This is a genomic window from Streptomyces rhizosphaerihabitans, assembly GCF_025399795.1.
GTDB lineage: Bacteria > Actinomycetota > Actinomycetes > Streptomycetales > Streptomycetaceae > Streptomyces > Streptomyces rhizosphaerihabitans.
In genome coordinates this window covers 67,870-85,038 of the sequence record NZ_JAODTZ010000037.1, presented here as the reverse complement: position 1 = coordinate 85,038, position 17,169 = coordinate 67,870, and the positions used below count along the sequence as shown (strand labels likewise).

Below are 17,169 nucleotides of genomic sequence, written 5' to 3'. Positions count from 1 at the left end.
CTACGTGTTACGTATAACCCTGGAGAGGTCCGATGAGACGCATCGCCCTGGTCACCCTCGTGGTCGACGACTACGACGAGGCCATCCGCCACTACACCGAAGCCCTCGGCTTCCGCCTCGTCGAGGACACCCCGAGGCCCGACGGCTCCCGCTGGGTCGTGGTCGAGCCGGGCACGGACGGCGGCGGAAGCGGGCTGCTGCTGGCCCGGGCCAAGGACGAGGCGCAGCGTGGCCGGGTCGGCGACCAGACCGGCGGACGTGTCGGCTTCTTCCTGCACACCGACGACTTCGCCCGCGATCACGCCCGGATGCGTGCCGCGGGCGTGACCTTCCTCGAGGAGCCGCGCCACGAGCCGTACGGCTCCGTCGTCGTCTTCCAGGACCTGTACGGCAACCGCTGGGACCTCCTCCAGCCCGCCGGCTGACCGGGACCTCCCGCACCCTCCCGCACCCTCCCGCACCCTTCCGTACCCTTTCGACCCGAACCGACCTGCCGAGGAACACCGCACATGACCGCGCCCCGCATCGACATCGACACGATCCGCCGCCTGCCCAAGGCGGTCCTGCACGACCACCTCGACGGTGGTCTGCGTCCGGCCACCCTGGTCGAGCTCGCGGAGAAGGTCGGCCACACCCTGCCCACCACGGACCCGCAGGCGCTGGCCGACTGGTACTACGAGGCCGCCAACTCCGGTGACCTGGTGCGCTACATAGCCACCTTCGAGCACACCCTCGCCGTGATGCAGTCCCGCGAGGGACTGCTGCGCACGGCCGAGGAGTACGTCCTCGACCTCGCCGAGGACGGTGTCGTCTACGCCGAGGGGCGGTACGCGCCCGAGCTGATGGTGAACGGCGGACTCACCCTGCCCGAGGTCGTCGAGACCGTGCAGGAGGGCCTCGCGGCCGGTATGGCCAAGGCGGCCGCCGCGGGCACCCCGGTACGCGTCGGCACCCTGCTGTGCGGCATGCGGATGTTCGACCGGACCCGGGAGATCGCCGACCTCGCGGTGGCGTTCCGGGACGCCGGAGTCGTCGGCTTCGACATCGCGGGCGCCGAGGACGGCTTCCCGCCCGCCGACCATCTCGCCGCCTTCGAGCACCTGCGGCGCGAGAGCGTCCCGTTCACCATCCACGCCGGTGAGGCGCACGGTCTGCCCAGCATCCACCAGGCCCTCCAGGTCTGCGGCGCCCAGCGCATCGGCCATGGCGTCCGCATCACGGAGGACATCGTGGACGGCAAGCTCGGCCGCCTCGCGGACTGGGTCCGCGACCGCCGTATCGCCCTGGAGATGTGCCCGACCTCCAACCTCCAGACCGGCGCGGCCACCTCCATCGCCGAGCACCCCATCACCGCTCTGCGCGACCTGGGCTTCCGCGTCACCCTCAACACCGACAACCGTCTGGTGTCGGGGACGACGATGACCCGGGAGATGTCGCTGCTCGTCGAGGAGGCGGGCTGGGGCATCGAGGATCTGCGCACCGTCACGGTGAACGCCGTCAAGAGCGCGTTCATCCCGTTCGACGAGCGCAAGGCCCTCATCGAGGACGTCGTGCTTCCCGGTTACGACTGCTGAACCAGCCCGGGCGTCGTGCCTCCCGGTTACGACTGCTGGACCAGCCCGCGTACGTAGGCGGCCTGTCCGACGTGCTGGAGATCGTCGGACAGGACGCTGACCAGGCGTACGCCCAGAGTGACCGGCGGGTCCCAGCGTTCGTCCACGACCCGCTCGAAGTCCTGCGCGGTCAGCCCGCCGATGAACGCGAGGGTCCGCTCGTGAACGGCTTCGTAGTAGCCGAGCAGCAGGTCACCCGACTCCACCCGTACTCGGGCGACCTTCGCCGACGTGTGGCCGTACCCGGTGTCGCGGAGCGGCAGGTCGAGCCCGAAGCGCTTGGCCCAGTCGTCGGTGAGCCAGACCTGATCGGTCCCGGCGGCGTCGGCGACATGGTCGTCCTGGACGCGGGTCAGATGCCAGACCAGCCAGGAGATCGAGTTGGCTGTCTCGCTGGGGCGGGCGTTGAGGCCGTCCGGCGGGAGGCCGTCGACGGTGGCGCGGACTTCTTCCCGGATGCGGCCGAATCCGTCGATGAGGATGTCCTTTGCGAGCATGGATCCACCATCGCGCATCGCGCCCGTCCGTGCGTCCGGAACTCCGGGCGTTGGGCCCGCCGACGCGTGCGCGACACCCGCCGCACTCGCAGCCAGGTGTGCGCGACAGGAGCCGGGTCCGGACGGGCTCAGACACCTTCCCGGGAGGTGTCGAGAAGCAGCATCAGGGCCCGCGCGGCCGGGCTCGTGGCCTCCGGTGGCGGGAGCATGGCGACCGTCTCGTACGACCCTTCGACGGGGCCCTTGAAGGGGAGCGCGGTGAGGGCGCGGGCCTCGCGCTTGAGGCCGAAGTGGCGTGGTACGACGGCGATTCCGAGGCCTTCGTGGACGAGCTCCAGAAGGCTGTGGACGTCGTTGACCTCCAGGGTCACCGTCCGTTGCACGCCCGCCGCCGCGAACGCCGCGTCGCTGGTGCGGCGCGGACCCCAGTCGGGGTGGAAGTCGACGAAGGCCTCCTCGCCCAGTTCCTCGGGCGTCACCACGGCGGCGGTCGCGAGACGGTGCTCCGGGTGGCAGAGCACGCTCATCGGCTCACTGGTCAGCGGGACCGATCTCAGGTGCTCGGAGTCGGCCCGCGTCCGCACGGCGAAGGCCAGGTCGAGACGGCCCGCCGCGACCTCCTCCGCCAGCGCTTCGGAACCCGCCTGCCGCAGCCGGATCTCCACGTCCGGATGGCGTCGCCGGAACGCGGCGAGCAGCTTGGCGCAGTGCACGCCCGCGATGCACTGTTCGGTGCCGAGGGACAGGGTGCCGCGCAGCACGCCCTGCACGGCGGCCACTGCGTCGTGCGCCGAACGCACCTGGGCGAGAATCCGCTCCGCCTCGACGAGCAGGGCGCGACCGGCCTCCGTGAGGGTGACCCGGCGGGTCGTACGGACGAACAGCGGCGCCTGGAGCTCCCGCTCCAGCGCACGGATCGACGACGACAGGCCCGACTGCGACACCATCAGCCGCTCCGCCGCCCGGGTGAAATGCCGGTCCTCGGCGACGGCGACGAAGTGCTGAAGATGGCGCAGTTCCATGATGGGCAAGCGTAGACGCCAGGATGCGGGCACCCGCACCGATTGAGAAGCCGGATCGCTCAATGCCATCCGATCCTCCCGTTGGACCGCTGCCCACAGGGCGCGCGAGAGTGGAAGCCTGATTCCCCGGCCTCCCAGGAGCACGCGTTGTACACCCCCCACCCCGACCGTTACGCGGACATGCCCTACCGGCGCACCGGACGCAGCGGCCTGAAGCTCCCCGCGCTGTCGCTCGGCCTGTGGCACAACTTCGGCCCCGACCGGCCCGTGGACATCCAGCGAGCCATCCTGCGCCGCGCCTTCGACCTCGGCGTCACGCACTTCGACCTGGCCAACAACTACGGCCCGCCGCCCGGTGCCGCCGAGTCCGCCCTCGGCGACGCGCTGAAGGCCGACTTCACGCACCACCGTGACGAGTTGATCATCTCGACCAAGGCCGGATACCTGATGTGGCCGGGCCCGTACGGCGAATGGGGCTCGCGCAAGTACCTGCTGTCCTCGCTCGACCAGAGCCTGGGCCGGATGGGCCTCGACTACGTCGACATCTTCTACTCGCACCGCCCCGACCCGGAGACTCCGCTGGAGGAGACGATGGGCGCCCTGCACTCGGCCGTCCAGCAGGGCAAGGCGCTGTACGTCGGCGTCTCGAACTACTCGGCGGAGCAGACCCGCGAAGCCGCCCGGATCCTGGCCGAGCTGGGCACCCCGCTGCTCATCCACCAGCCGCGCTACTCGATGCTCGACCGCCGCCCCGAGGACGAGGGTCTGCTGGACACGCTCGACGAGCTCGAGGTGGGTTCCATCGCGTACTCGCCGCTGGAGCAGGGCCTGCTCACCGGCCGCTACCTCGACGGCATCCCGGAGGACTCGCGGGCCGCGAGCGACAGCCCGTTCCTGAGCGCGGACAAGGTCACCGAGGACCTCGTGGGCCGGCTGCGGACCCTCGACGAGATCGCCAAGTCCCGTGGCCAGTCGCTGGCCCAGCTGGCACTGGCCTGGGTGCTGCGCGGCGGCCGGGTCACCTCCGCGCTGATCGGCGCGAGCAGCCCGCGGCAGCTGGAGGACAGCGTCGCGGCCATCGGCAACCTGGAGTTCACCGAGGACGAGCTCGCCCGGATCGACGCGGTGGTCAAGGCGTAGAGCCTACGGCGGTCAGCGGACCGTCGGACGTTCGTCCAGGTCCCTGATGCGGAGCCCCTCCGCATCAGGGACCTCGCGGGCGACGTCCACCCGCGGCCCCCTGGCAGTCAGTCGCAAGCGCGGACCTCCAGGCACGGCCATTCCGGCGAGGTCTTCTGACGCGGCCACCCGCGCGGTCATGGGCGCGGACGTCGCCGCCGCGTCGGCCGCTACGCGGTGATCCTTTCCTCCAGGCGTACGGTCACCGGGTCGCCCTCCTCCTTCCCGATCGCCTTGCGCACGTCGGCCTTGACCGGCAGTTTGTGGGTGCCGTCGCCGAGTGCCATGAACGAGCTGCGGAAGGGGCGGCCGTCGATCGTGCCGCTGACCTTGACCAGTCCCCGGGTTCCGAAGAACGCGACGGACTCGGGCCAGACCACGTACGTCCAGCCGCCGTTCTCGGGACTCTTCCGCAGCACCGCGGTGAATTCCGCGTCGAGCCTGCTCGCCGTGCTCATGTGGTCCTCCCGGTCCGGTGGACGGCATCCGATGGTCGTCCTCTCCAAGAGACCACCGGAAGGGGGAAAACTCATCGCGAGCGGCCTGGTTCCGCTCCGGCTCAGGCCGGAACGCGGTCCAGGAATCCGTGCACGCTCCGTATCCGGCCCTCGCCGTCCAGGACGATCACGTCGAATCCGGCGACGGGCGCGGATCCGTCCGTCTCGTCGACCAGCTCCCAGCCGAAGCGGGCCGTGTCGTGGTGGCCGTCGACCGCGCCCAGCAGGCGGAAGGCGAAACCGGGGAACTGCTCGTGCGCCGCCGTGATCACGGCCGCGATCTGCTCGTGCCCGCGGACGTCGGCGAGCGGGTCGGTGTACGTGCCGTCCGCGGTCCAGGCGGCGGCCACCGCTTTCGTCAGGGTGTCCCGCCCGCCCGCGTTCCAGGCCTCGAAGTAGTGGGTGACGGCGGTCTCGTAGCGGTCGGTGTTCGCGGACATGGTGAACCAGCCTCCATCGAGGAACGTATTCATGGTCAAGGTCCGTATCCGGAGCCGGTCTTGCCGCTCCGGGATGCGATACGACCACCCTGACGGGCGCCCCTCGAAGCGTCGATTACCTGCGGGGTAATGCCGTGGGCCGGGAGGCCGGGGACGCGGGCGGTGTCGTTTCGGCCAAACCCGGCGGTGAATATGCCAAGAGACTGGCTGGAATCACATGGTGACAGTGTGTCAGTAGTGACGATACTCAATCAGTAGGGCAATTCAGCCACGCCCGTGCACCAGCACGGTGCACTGCATACGAGCCGCAGGGAAAGTGAGGCCGGACCGGCGACGAGCGACGCCAATGGGGGAAGATCGTGCACGACGAATTCCTGTGCCATGTCACCGCGTACGGCATCTGCGGCGGTCAGCGAGTCGGCGTTCCCTTAGGCACCTATCGCGCGCCGACCCTCGCACTGGCCCTGTGGTGGATGCGGGACCGGGCGGCCTGGATGGCCGAACGGCTCGATCCGCAGCCGGAGGACCCCACCTTTCCGCCCAACTCGATCGCGCCGGTGGGGGAGAGCGTCCCCGACGTACCCGCGATGCTGCGCGCCTGGTGCGGTGACTCCGAGCAACAGGAGCTGGTCGCCGATGAGTTGGCCGCGGGAAAACTCGTGCGGGTCTCCACCAACGACGACACCACCGAATACGAACTGCTCGCGGAATCGGTGGACGCCCTGCGCATGCACCGCACCGCAGCGGTTCTCGGCATCTCCGCCGCGTGACCTTCCGCCGGCGACGGCCGCAAGACGCTGATCGGGCACACATCTGGGCGAATCGTTAGAATTCTGGCATGGCAGAGAGGCAGGTCGCGGCGACTGCACCCGAGCTCGTCCTCGAAACCGAGACGGGCTCGACGGTGATGAGTCCGAACCACGATTACCACGTCGGGCGCGATCCCCTGTGTGACGTCGTGATCGACGACGTCCGGGTCTCGTGGCACCACGCGGTGCTGCGGCCCCAGGCCGATCACTGGACGCTGGAGGACGAGAACAGCACCAACGGCACGTACGCCGACGGCCGCCGCGTCCACGAGTGGGGCGTCGGACCCGGCAGCGTCATCCGCTTCGGCAGTCCCGCCGACGGCCCGCGCGCCGTACTCGTCCGGCGCCCGCCACCTGCCGCGGAACGCCCCTCGGCCGTCTCCATGCCGGCCGCCACCGGCACCTTCAGAGCGCCGACCACCGTACGGCCGCTGCCCTCCCGCACCGTCCGCATCGGCCGCGGCGCCGACAACGACCTGGTCATCGACGACCTGATCGTCTCCCGGAACCACGCGGAACTGCAGGCCCGGCCCGACGGGACGTACGAGATCGTCGACCTCGGCAGCCACAACGGCACGTTCCTCAACGGCCAGCCGGTGGAGCGCGCCCCGGTCACACCCGGTGACATCGTCGGCATCGGGCACTCGGCGTTCTGCCTCGTCGGGGACCAGTTGCAGGAGTACGTCGACAGCGGCGAGGTCTCCCTCGACGTGCAGGACCTCACCGTCGAGGTGGACAAGGGCCGCAAGGTACTTCTGGACCAGGTGTCGTTTCCCGTCGGCGAGAAATGCCTGCTCGCCGTCGTCGGCCCGAGCGGCGCCGGGAAGTCCACGCTCCTGAACGCGCTCACCGGACAGCGTCCGGCCGACCACGGCACGGTGCTCTACGACGGCCGTGACCTCTACCGCGACTACGCCGAGCTGCGCCAGCGCATCGGCCTCGTCCCGCAGGACGACATCCTGCACGCCCAGCTGACCGTCCGCCGCGCGCTCACCTACGCCGCCGAACTGCGCTTTCCGCAGGACACGGCCAAGGAGGAGCGCCTCGCGCGGGTCGACGAGGTGATCGGCGAGCTGGGCCTGGAGCAGCGCGCCGACCAGCCCATCCACAGCCTGTCGGGCGGACAGCGCAAGCGCGTCAGCGTGGCCCTGGAGCTGCTGACCAAGCCGTCGCTGCTCTTCCTCGACGAACCGACCTCCGGCCTCGACCCGGGCATGGACCGCTCGGTGATGCACATGCTGCGCGGCCTCGCGGACGACGGCCGTACCGTCATCGTGGTCACCCACAGCGTGCTCAGCCTGGACGTCTGCGACCGGCTCCTGGTCCTCGCGCCCGGCGGCAAGGTCGCCTACTACGGGCCGCCCGACGACACCCTGGCCTTCTTCGGCTACCGGCAGTGGCCCGAGGCGTTCGAAGCCTTCGAGCGCGACACGGACCGGGCCTGGGCGCAGGAGTACCGCGACTCGCCGTTTCATCGCCAGTACATCGACAAGTCCACCTCGCAGCCGAGGATGCCGGACGCGGCCACCGGAGCGCTCGTCGGACCTCCCCCCAAGGCCCAGAGCTGGGGCTCCCAGCTGCGCACCCTGGTCCGCCGCTACGCTGCCGCGCTGGGCGCCGACCGGACCTTCCTCGCCATCATGATCGCCCTGCCGTTCGTGATGGGCGCGATGGCGCGGGCGCTGGCCGGCGGCAAGCTGACCCGGGACACGGCGATGAACGCGCTGCTCATCCTGTGCGTCGGCGGTGTGCTGACCGGCGCTGCCAACGCGGTGCGTGAACTCGTCAAGGAACGGACGATCTACCAGCGAGAACGGGCCGTCGGCCTGTCCAGATCGGCGTACCTGATGTCCAAGGTCGTCGTCCTCGGCACCATCACCGTGCTCCAGGCCGTCGTGCTCACTCTCGTCGCCCTGTTCGGCGTCGACCTCAACGCCCCCGGCGGCAAAGGCGTACTGATGCCACCGCTCGTGGAGATCACGCTGGCCGTGGCCCTGCTCGCCTTCACCGCGATGATGCTCGGCCTCCTCGTCTCCGCCGTGGTGCGCAAGGAGGAGGTGACGATGCCGCTGCTGGTGCTGCTGGCCATCGTCCAGGTGGTGTTCTGCGGCGCCCTGCTGAAGCTGAACGGCGTGCCCGGCATCGAGCAGTTGTCCTGGCTGGTGCCCTCCCGCTGGGCCCTGGGCGCGATGGCCGGGACCATCGGACTCTCCCGGATCGTCCCCGGCGACCTGACCGGCGACCCGTTGTTCCGGCACTCGACCGGCGTCTGGCTCCTCAACATGGGGATGCTGATCGTGCTCTCCGTCGTCTTCGGCTGGCTGGTGGCCCGGCTGCTGCGGCGGCACGAGCCCGCGGTCATGCGGAAGTAGGCGCCGATGACGAGCCCCGACTTCCGCCCGACGCATGTCGTTCCGCAGGACGGGCTGCCCGCGTGGGAGTCGCCGGACCCCTCGCGGCCCACCGCCCCCCTCGACGCGCTGCTGCCCGTCGAGCTCGTCGACCGGCTCGGGGACTGGGGGCGGGTCGTCTGCGCGAACGGCTGGTCGGCCTGGGTCGACGGCCGCCTGCTGATCGCCGTACCGCAGGTACCGCCGGCGGCGACCCGTCCGCTCGCCCGCACGGCCGATCCGCGCCCGCTGCTGGCCCGGGTCGAGGATGCGCTCACCGACTACCGGAAGGCCGCCGAGGAACTGGCGTCCGGGAAGCTCGAGGCGGAGGCCTTCCGCGCCCGGACGCAGGGCAACCGGATCGGCGTGGTCGTCGACGGTGAGTCGCTGTGGCTGTACGACGGCGAGCACGAGCGGTGGGTGTACTGCGACGGAACGCGGCTGAGCACCTTCGCCGCCGAGCGCACTCCCGCGATCGCGCGCCCCCACGGGGCTCGGCCGCCCCGGGAACAGGACCCGCAGCGTGACCAGGATCCGGAGCGGGAGCGGGATCCGGAGCGGGATCACGATCGAGACCTGGAACGGGAGCCGGAGCCCAGGAAGGCCCACGAGCACGAGGCGGACCCGACGCGGATCGTGGGGGAAGCCGCTCCGGGCGGACACGAACCCACCCGGCTGGTCACCTTCGAGAGCGACGAGCGGGGCGAGGACTGATGGACGGCGCCGGGCGCGACCGGGGTGAGGGCTGATGGACGAAGGCTCCCGGCGTGACATGAGCGTGTTCTCGGGGCGGCCGTCCGATCTGATCGGACGGCAGATCGCGGGCTACCGGATCGAGCGGGAGATCGGCCGCGGCGGGATGGCGGTCGTCTACCAGGCCAAGGACCTGCGCCTGGACCGCACGGTCGCCCTCAAACTGCTCGCCCCGGAACTCGCCCGCAACGACACCTTCCGCGGCCGCTTCACCCACGAGTCACGGGTGGCCGCCGCGATCGACCACCCGCACATCGTGCCCGTCTTCGAGGCGGGCGAGACGGACGGTGTGCTCTACATCGCCATGCGCTACGTCGCCGGGCGCGACCTGCGTCATCTCCTTGACCGGGAAGGGCCGCTGCCGGTGGCGGTGGCCACCAGGATCGCTCTCCAGGTAGCGTCGGCGCTCGACGCGGCCCACGACCACGGCCTGGTGCACCGGGACGTGAAACCCGGCAACATCCTGGTTGCCCAGGGCACCGACAGCGACCACCCCGAACACGTCTATCTCACGGACTTCGGGCTGACCAAGAAGTCCCTCTCCCTGACCGGGTTCACGAGCGTCGGACAGTTCGTCGGCACCCTCGACTACGTGGCGCCGGAGCAGATCTCCGGCAGGCCGGTCGACGGCCGCTGCGACGTCTACAGTCTCGGCTGTGTCGTCTACGAGACGATGGCAGGCAAGCCGCCCTTCCAGCGCGACGACGACATGGCGCTGCTGTGGGCCCACCAGTACGACCAGCCGCCGGCCCTGAGCACCAAACGCCCAGACATCCCGGACGGGGTCGACGCCGTCCTCGCGAAGGCGCTGTCCAAGAGCCCCGACGACCGGTACGACTCGTGCCTGGCCTTCGTCAGCGCGCTGCGGATCGCCGCACGGGGCCAGGTGAGCGGGGGCGGCACCGGGTCGCGGGCGGACGCCGAGGCGGCACCGGGTCACCCCGGTCCTCCGCCTGAGCCGCCCGCCTGGGCCCGGCCGGTTTTCCGCCACTGACGCGATCGCGGCAGGTCCTCGCCGCCGGCGGATCCCACCGGGTCCGCCGGTCCGGCACCACCGGGGGACCTCCTTCCGCGGCGGCCCGCACCCGGCCCGCGTCAGCCGGGGGGCTCGACCTCACCCCTGCGCCGGACGCGCTTCGCCACCAGCGCGCCGAGGAAACCGGCGACCAGCCCCCACAGCACGGCGAAGCCGAGGGCACCCCACACCTGGGGCTTCAGGAAGAGCTCCCCCTTCAAGCCGCCGCCGATGTCACCGAGACCGAGGATCGACAGGCCGTAGTGCGCCGAGATCCGGCCGAGCAGACAGATCATGAGCACCGTCAGCGCCAGCGCGACCGCCATGTGGACGGCGTGCTGCCAGGCGCGCACCCGGGCCGGTGACCGGGCCGCCATCAGGAACGCAGCCCCGAGCAGCAGCACGGCATCGACGACCACCAGCCACCAGATCCTGCCGTCGTAGTCGGCGAGGGTGCCGAGATTGACCGCGGAGACGTCCGGGGTGCGCAGCACCTCGTCGAGCAGATGCGGCATCGGCAGCCCGAACGGCCCGTCGACCCGGCCGTTCCAGGTGGCGCCCAGCCCGATGGTGAACGCGAGCCAGACGACGTTGGGAAGGCCGAGGAGCATCACGGCGAACGTCTCGGCCGCATGCCCGCGGGTCGCCGCCACCACCAGTCCGATGACCACACCGAGGCCGACGCAGGTGAGCAGGAGGACCACCATGGCGTACGCGGCCGGTCGCACCGATTCCTGGAAGCGCAGCAGCCGGGCGGGGAGCGGCGCACCCCGCGAGACCAGCAGGGAGATGACGAACACACCCGCGAGCCACAGCACTCCGAAGACCAGGGTCTGGGCCACGGCGGCCTTGAAACCCACCTCGGGAGTTGCGCCGAACAGGTCGCCGATGGCGCCGATGGTGCCGTTCCCGAGGTCGACGGTGAAGTTCTGGCGCGCCGCGAGCGCCAGCCCGATCAGGGCGAGCAGCCACAGGACGAGGAGCCGTCCGGCCCAGCCGGCCAGTTCCGTTGCCCCGGCGACGGCGCGATGCCGCAGCGGCCGCAGGAATCCCGCCCCGAGCACCAGTGCTCCGGCCAGGGTCACCGACAGCGGAGTCACCGTGAGGCCCGCCTTGGTCTCGGCGATGGCACCCGCGTCGCCGGTGAACTCGACGGTGCCGCCGACCGCCGTGACGACAGTGGCCGCGACCACCCGCGGATAAGCGTTGTCGGGAAGGTCGGTGGCACCGGACGCCCACAGGCCGAGAGCGGCGACCACCCCCATGACCACCAGTCCGGCCAGTACGGCCACAAGGGCCTGGATCCAGCCGTGGCGGGCGGCCGGACGCGCACCGCTGCTGTCGGCCGGCTGGGCGGACGGTGTCTGGGGACTCACGCTGCCACGCTAAGCAGCGCCGACACCGTCCGCCCCTCGGGAGGGCCGACCGCGTCGGCTTGCGGGCACTGACGGACCGAGGCACACAATGGGTTCGTTGCGGAAGAAAGCGGCGCGAAGCACCCGCGTGCCGCAGCATCCCTCCATCGGGAAGAAGAGCTCGTGAGCGTCGAACCGCCGTCCTCCGGCCGCCCCACCGGACCGCCTTCGGGCCCGCTGTCGGGCCCGACCCGGCCGAGCCCTACCCAGCCCGTCGGCCGCCCGCCCGCCGGACCGCCCAGCGGCGCGTCCGGCGCGGGAAGCGGAGCCGGTGGTACGGGCGGCGGCGGTGGTGCGGGTGGTCCCTCCGGGCCCGGCGGTGGAGCCACCGGGCCGGGCCAACCCGGCAACGGACCCGAGCCGTCCTGGTGGCGGTCGGCGCCGCGCGTCGCGCTGCTCACCGGTGTCGTGGCGGCGGCGGTGATCCTGGGCCTGGTCTTCACCAACAGTGGCGGCGGGACCAAGAACGCGAACAGCGAGGTCTTCCTGCAGTCCGCGGACAAGACGGGACCCGACCCGTTCACCGAGTCGACCGCCAACGACAGCTCCACCGCGCCCCAGACCCCCGCGACGCCGGTCCAGTCGGCGCCCGCCAACGCGACCCGCGCCGTGAGCGGCAACGCGCCCGGCCTCTACGGCGGCACCCGCAACGTCTCCAGCTGCGATGTGGGCAAGCAGATCAGCGCGCTCCAGGCGGACCCGGCGAAGAACAAGGCGTTCGCCACGGTGGAGGGCATCCAGCCGGACGCCGTCCCCGCGTATCTGCGCTCCCTGACCCCCGTACAGCTGCGCATGGACACCCGCGTCACCAACCACGGCTACCGCAACGGCGCCCCGACCAGCTACCAGGCGGTTCTCCAGACCGGCACCGCCGTCCTCGTGGACGCCCGCGGTGTGCCCCGGGTGCGCTGCGCCTGCGGAAACCCGCTGCTCGCGCCGGTCCCGCAGAACGGCACGCCCAAGCCGACGGGCGACTCGTGGCCGTCGTACCGCCCGCAGAACGTCGTGGTCGTCGCGCCGTCGACGACGGTCATCAACGTGTTCGTCATCTTCGACCCGGACAACAACGAGTGGATCGCCCGGCACCGGGGCGACAACGTGCACCACGACAAGAAGACGCACCCGCCGGTGAACCCCTCCCCGTCGGTCAGCGTCTCGGGCTCCGCATCGCCGTGCGCCTCGCCCGGTGACAAGAAGCCGGCATCCGGGAGTCCGTGCCCGTCGACCTCGGCCTCCACCTCGCCGTCGTCCGAGAGCTCGTCGCCGTCGTCCTCCTCCTCCGCGCCGACCTCGTCCTCGCCGTCCTCCGCGGAACCGCAGACCCCGTCCAGTGAACCCCCGACGACCGAGACGGAGTCGGTCCCGGCGTCCGGTTCGGCGTCCTCCGACCTGACGACGCAGTCGGCACCTTCCTCCGACGTCTCCTCCTCCACATAGGCCAACTCCGACGTTTCCTTCTCCACACAGGCCAACGGTGTTCCACCGGCCGACGGCGTTCCGTGGATTCACCGAGAGCGGAACGCCGGTCCCTTCCCCCGCGGCCCTGCGCTTCTAGGCTGAAGGGGTGAGCAACCACGCGCCGAACGAAGCCCGCGTCATTCCGCTGCGCCCGGCGGCAGCACGGGAGCCCTCCCGGACCCAGGCGGTGACCGATGCCCCGGCTCGGACACCGCGGCCACCGGTCCTCGCGCCGCACCGGGGACCGGCGGCTCCCGCGACTCCCGCCCCCGCGGGCAAGGAGCCGTTGTGGCGCGACCTCGTCGGCGACGTCCTGCGGCGCGAGCGCCTGGCCCAGGAACGCACACTCAAGGACGTGGCCGACGCGGCCCGAATCTCCATGCCCTACCTCTCAGAGGTGGAGCGCGGCCGCAAGGAGGCCTCCTCCGAAGTCCTCGCGGCCGCCGCGCGCGCCCTCGGTCTCGGCCTCACCGACCTGTTGTCGCTGGCCCAGCGGGAGCTGACCCGGCACAGCCGGGCCGTGTCCGGCGGGGGCCGCTCCACCGCTGCTCCCGCCCCGACCTCGGCCTCGCGGTACGACGGCATGTGCCTCGCCGCCTGACACCGGCCGGCCCCGCAGCGGTCCGGGGCTCGGCCTCAGGGCACGGCGAGCCGCCGGCTCAGGATCTCGTCCGCGAGTCCGTACGCCACCGCCTCCTGCGCGGTGAAGATCTTGTCGCGGTCCATGTCCGCGCGCAGAGTGGCGACGTCGTGGTGGGTGTGCCGGGAGAGGACCTCCTCGACCTGCGAGCGGATCCTGAGCATCTCCTTGGCCTGGAGGCTGAGGTCCGACACCGTGCCCTGATGTCCGCCGCTGGCGGGCTGGCCGAGCAGCACGCGCGCGTGCTCCAGGACGAACCGCCGGCCGGGATCGCCCCCGGCCAGCAGTACCGCGGCCGTCGAGGCGGCCTGCCCGACGCAGAACGTCGAGATCGGCGCCTGCACGAAGGTCATCGTGTCGTAGATCGCCATCAGCGAAGTGAACGAGCCGCCGGGCGAGTTGATGTAGATCGCGATCTCGCTCTCCGGACTCGACGACTCCAGATGGAGGAGCTGCGCGATGACGACATTGGCGACGCCGTCGTCGATCTCCGTGCCGAGAAAGATGATCCGCTCCGAGAGCAGCCGGCTGAAGACGTCGTACGACCGCTCGCCCTGCGGGGTCCGCTCGACGACGTTCGGAATCGTGTACGTACCCATGTCAGAGTCCCATCCGTCGCCGTGACGCGGCCGGGCGGACATCGTCGAGCGACTCCACGACCCGGTCCACCATGCCGTACTCCTTGGCCTGTTCGGCCGTGAACCAGCGGTCGCGGTCACCGTCCCTGGAGATCGTCTCCTCGCTCTGGCCGGTGTGTTCCGCGGTGATCCGTTCGATGGCCCGCTTGGTGAACTCGTGGTTCTGGGCCTGGATCTCGATGTCGGCCGTGGTGCCGCCTATGCCCGCGGACGGCTGGTGCATCATGATCCGCGTGTTCGGCAGCGCGAGGCGCTTGCCGCGCGTCCCCACGCTGAGCAGGAACTGCCCCATGCTCGCCGCGAATCCCATCGCGAGCGTGCAGACGTCGTTGGGGATCAGCCGCATGGTGTCGTAGATGGCGAGCCCCGCGGTCACCGATCCGCCCGGACTGTTGATGTACAGGCTGATGTCCGTGCGCGCGTCCTCGGCGGACAGCAGGAGCAGTTGGGCGCACACCCGGTTCGCGGAGACCTCGTCGACCTGGGTGCCGAGGAAGACGATCCGCTGGGCCAGCAACTGCGCGGCCAGATGGTCGTCGAAGCGGGTCGCGGGGGTGTCGCCCTCCTCGGCCCGCGGTGCGTGGGCCGGATACCGGCCGGTGATGAGGGGAGTCATGGTTCCTCCTGATGGTGACGCGGCGGTTGTCGCCGCTGACTCCACTCTCGGCCCGGTGGCGGTGCCGGACCGGTTTTCTCGGCCCGCAGCAGATTCGCCGTGGGCAGAGCCGGAAAGCCGGAAAGCCGGAAAGCCTTCTCAGTCGGTCCCGCGGAGTTGGCGGAAGAACGCCCGGATGTCCGCGACGAGCAGATCCGGTTCCTCCATCGCGGCGAAGTGGCCGCCCCGGTCGAACTCGGTCCAGCGGACGATGGTGTCGGTGCGTTCCGCGATGTGGCGCAGCGCGACGAAGTTCTCCTCGGGAAAGACGGCGAGCGCGGTCGGGGCGGTCGACGGCTCGGGCGGTGTACCCCAATAGTCCGCGTGGGCACGCTCGTAGTAGACCCGTGCGGACGAACCGGCCGTGCCCGTCAGCCAGTACAGCATCACGTTGGTGAGCAGCAGATCCCGGTCGACGGCGTCCTCGGGGCGGTCCTTTGAGTCCGTCCACTGCTTGAACTTCTCGGCGATCCAGGCGAGTTGACCGACCGGCGAGTCAGTGAGGGCGTAGGCGAGCGTCTGCGGCCGGGTCGACTGGAGCGCGGCGTAACCGGCTTCCTCGCGGTTCCATTCCTGGCCCCGCCGCCAGGAGGCGAGGGTGCGTTCGCGTTCGAGCGAGGTCAGCGCGGCGAGTTCACCGGCGGTCGGTTCGGTGACGGCGTACGCACCGGGCAGCAGGTTGAGGTGGACGCCGGTCACCCGGTCGGGGTGCGCGCGCCCGAGTTCACGCGAGACGGCCCCGCCCCAGTCGCCGCCCTGCGCGCCGAAGTGCCGGTAGCCGAGTCGCTCCATCAGCTCGGCGAACGCGGCGGCGACCCGGGTGAACTCCCACCCGGTGTCCCGTGTCGGCCCCGAGAGCCCGAATCCGGGAATGCTCGGCACGACCAGGTGAAAGGCGTCCGCCGGATCGCCGCCGTACGCGCGTGGATCGGTCAACGGCCCGACGGCATCGGTGAATTCGACGATCGACCCGGGCCAGCCGTGCGTCATGATCAGCGGGGTCGCCCCGGGTTCCGGCGAGCGGATGTGCGCGAAGTGCAGTCGTGCGCCGTCGATCTCGGTGGTGAACTGCGGCCACGTGTTGAGGCGTTTCTCGGCCGCGCGCCAGTCGTAGGTGTGCCGCCAGTACCGTACGAGATCCTGGAGGTAGTCCTTGGGGACTCCGTAGGCCCAGCCCACTCCGGGCAGTTCGTCGGGCCAGCGGGTACGGTCGAGGCGTCGGTGCAGGTCGTCCAGGTCGCTCTGCGGGAAGTCGATACGGAACGGATGGACGCCGGGGGTATCGGTGAAGCTCATGTCCGCGGATGTTAACTCGGCGGGCGGGGCGTCCGGCAGCGGTTTTCCCCGGCTCCGGTAGCCGTGCCGACTCGGTACTACTAGCCAGTAGGGCTTGTTCGGCAGGGATTGTGGAGAGGCAGCCCCCGGGCCGTCGCCGGTGAGCTCGTGCGCGCGCGGCAGATGAGTTTTCGGACGAGGATCAGTCGACAGAAGTGACGACGTTTCCCGCCCGAGGAGGTACACATGCCCGCCGACGGTTTCACCACCTGTCTGTGGTTCGACGGTCAGGCCGAGGAGGCCGCCAACTACTACGTCTCGGTCTTCGAGAACTCCAAGCTCGGCAGGATCGGCCGCTACACCGAGGCCGGGCCGGGACCCGCCGGATCCGTGCTGGCCGCCGAGTTCGTGGCCAACGGCCAGAAGTTCGTCGCGCTCAACGGAGGCCCGCAGTTCACGTTCGACGAGGCGATCTCCTTCCAGATCGACTGCGCCGACCAGGAGGAGGTGGACCACTACTGGAACAGGTTCGTCGACGACGGCGGCGCGGCGGGGCCCTGCGGCTGGCTCAAGGACAAGTACGGACTGTCCTGGCAGGTCGTCCCCTCCCGGCTCATCGACCTGATCAGCGACCCGGACCAGGAGAAGGCGGCCCGCACGTTTCAGGCGATGCTCCAGATGTCCAAGCTGGACATCGCGGCCCTGGAGAAGGCGTACGCGGGGGAGTAGCCGGCCGGCACCGTGCGGCCGGGCGCACCGCACGCCGGGTGCGGGGCACGGCGCCGAGACGGCGAACGGTCCGCCCGCACGCGATGGCGGAGGGGGCCGCGTGGCCGGATGCCCTCGGGACCGGTGGGGCGGTGCGGCAGCACC

Annotated in this window: 18 protein-coding genes; 10 read left to right on the top strand and 8 right to left on the bottom strand. The window is 70.8% G+C overall.

Translation table 11 applies throughout. The annotated features are described in order from the left end of the window. Positions 1-32 precede the first annotated feature (32 nt). Complete coding sequence (locus N4G66_RS30430) at positions 33-425, top strand: VOC family protein (protein WP_261707466.1); 393 nt, start codon at positions 33-35, stop codon at positions 423-425. 84 nt (positions 426-509) lie between these two features. Next, positions 510-1,574: an adenosine deaminase gene (locus N4G66_RS30425; RefSeq protein WP_261707465.1), complete on the top strand. Its 1,065-nt coding sequence runs from the start codon at positions 510-512 to the stop codon at positions 1,572-1,574. Between the two features lie 26 nt (positions 1,575-1,600). On the opposite strand, the gene N4G66_RS30420 is transcribed toward N4G66_RS30425, so the two are convergent. Continuing rightward, on the bottom strand, positions 1,601-2,110 hold the full coding sequence (locus N4G66_RS30420; protein WP_261707464.1) for a mycothiol transferase: 510 nt from the start codon (positions 2,108-2,110) through the stop codon (positions 1,601-1,603). Between the two features lie 128 nt (positions 2,111-2,238). Further along, positions 2,239-3,132, bottom strand: coding sequence for a LysR family transcriptional regulator (locus tag N4G66_RS30415; protein ID WP_261707463.1), 894 nt, complete (start codon positions 3,130-3,132; stop codon positions 2,239-2,241). Positions 3,133-3,279: 147 nt separating this feature from the next. On the opposite strand from N4G66_RS30415, the gene mgrA reads away from it, so the two are divergent. After that, positions 3,280-4,272, top strand: a complete 993-nt coding sequence (gene mgrA / locus N4G66_RS30410; RefSeq protein WP_261707462.1) for an L-glyceraldehyde 3-phosphate reductase — start codon at positions 3,280-3,282, stop codon at positions 4,270-4,272. A gap of 209 nt (positions 4,273-4,481) precedes the next feature. On the opposite strand, the gene N4G66_RS30405 is transcribed toward mgrA, so the two are convergent. Together N4G66_RS30405 and N4G66_RS30400 are read right to left on the bottom strand one after the other, a co-directional pair. Then, a complete protein-coding gene (locus N4G66_RS30405; protein ID WP_261707461.1) occupies positions 4,482-4,769 on the bottom strand; it encodes a DUF1905 domain-containing protein in 288 nt (95 codons plus the stop codon). Between the two features lie 101 nt (positions 4,770-4,870). After that, positions 4,871-5,248 (bottom strand): nuclear transport factor 2 family protein, encoded by a 378-nt coding sequence (locus tag N4G66_RS30400; RefSeq protein ID WP_261707460.1) that lies wholly within the window; start codon positions 5,246-5,248, stop codon positions 4,871-4,873. A gap of 359 nt (positions 5,249-5,607) precedes the next feature. On the opposite strand from N4G66_RS30400, the gene N4G66_RS30395 reads away from it, so the two are divergent. The 4 genes from N4G66_RS30395 to N4G66_RS30380 all read left to right on the top strand — a co-directional run bounded on the left by N4G66_RS30395 (position 5,608) and on the right by N4G66_RS30380 (position 10,194). Then, entirely contained in the window at positions 5,608-6,018 is a 411-nt protein-coding gene (locus N4G66_RS30395) for a hypothetical protein (RefSeq protein ID WP_261707459.1), read from the top strand. 68 nt (positions 6,019-6,086) lie between these two features. Then, complete coding sequence (locus tag N4G66_RS30390) at positions 6,087-8,429, top strand: ABC transporter ATP-binding protein/permease (RefSeq protein WP_261707458.1); 2,343 nt, start codon at positions 6,087-6,089, stop codon at positions 8,427-8,429. 6 nt (positions 8,430-8,435) lie between these two features. Beyond that, entirely contained in the window at positions 8,436-9,161 is a 726-nt protein-coding gene (locus N4G66_RS30385; protein WP_261707457.1) for a hypothetical protein, read from the top strand. A gap of 34 nt (positions 9,162-9,195) precedes the next feature. Then, positions 9,196-10,194, top strand: coding sequence for a serine/threonine-protein kinase (locus N4G66_RS30380; RefSeq protein ID WP_261707456.1), 999 nt, complete (start codon positions 9,196-9,198; stop codon positions 10,192-10,194). A 101-nt stretch (positions 10,195-10,295) separates the two neighbouring features. On the opposite strand, the gene N4G66_RS30375 is transcribed toward N4G66_RS30380, so the two are convergent. Next, entirely contained in the window at positions 10,296-11,591 is a 1,296-nt protein-coding gene (locus tag N4G66_RS30375; protein ID WP_261707455.1) for a streptophobe family protein, read from the bottom strand. 162 nt (positions 11,592-11,753) lie between these two features. Between N4G66_RS30375 and N4G66_RS30370 the strand changes: the two genes are divergently transcribed. Both N4G66_RS30370 and N4G66_RS45720 read left to right on the top strand, forming a co-directional pair. Further along, entirely contained in the window at positions 11,754-13,067 is a 1,314-nt protein-coding gene (locus tag N4G66_RS30370) for a DUF6777 domain-containing protein (RefSeq protein WP_261707454.1), read from the top strand. 127 nt (positions 13,068-13,194) lie between these two features. Beyond that, positions 13,195-13,689: a helix-turn-helix domain-containing protein gene (locus N4G66_RS45720; RefSeq protein ID WP_315903711.1), complete on the top strand. Its 495-nt coding sequence runs from the start codon at positions 13,195-13,197 to the stop codon at positions 13,687-13,689. 35 nt (positions 13,690-13,724) lie between these two features. Here N4G66_RS45720 and N4G66_RS30360 read toward each other — a convergent pair whose 3' ends face one another. The 3 genes from N4G66_RS30360 to N4G66_RS30350 all read right to left on the bottom strand — a co-directional run bounded on the left by N4G66_RS30360 (position 13,725) and on the right by N4G66_RS30350 (position 16,317). Next, entirely contained in the window at positions 13,725-14,327 is a 603-nt protein-coding gene (locus tag N4G66_RS30360) for a ClpP family protease (protein WP_261707453.1), read from the bottom strand. A 1-nt stretch (position 14,328) separates the two neighbouring features. Continuing rightward, the gene (locus N4G66_RS30355) at positions 14,329-14,982 is read right to left on the bottom strand and encodes an ATP-dependent Clp protease proteolytic subunit (RefSeq protein WP_261707452.1); all 654 of its coding nucleotides are present in this window, start codon (positions 14,980-14,982) and stop codon (positions 14,329-14,331) included. Between the two features lie 138 nt (positions 14,983-15,120). Further along, positions 15,121-16,317, bottom strand: coding sequence for an epoxide hydrolase family protein (locus tag N4G66_RS30350; protein ID WP_261707451.1), 1,197 nt, complete (start codon positions 16,315-16,317; stop codon positions 15,121-15,123). Between the two features lie 225 nt (positions 16,318-16,542). Between N4G66_RS30350 and N4G66_RS30345 the strand changes: the two genes are divergently transcribed. After that, positions 16,543-17,025 (top strand): VOC family protein, encoded by a 483-nt coding sequence (locus tag N4G66_RS30345; protein WP_261707450.1) that lies wholly within the window; start codon positions 16,543-16,545, stop codon positions 17,023-17,025. Positions 17,026-17,169 lie beyond the last annotated feature (144 nt).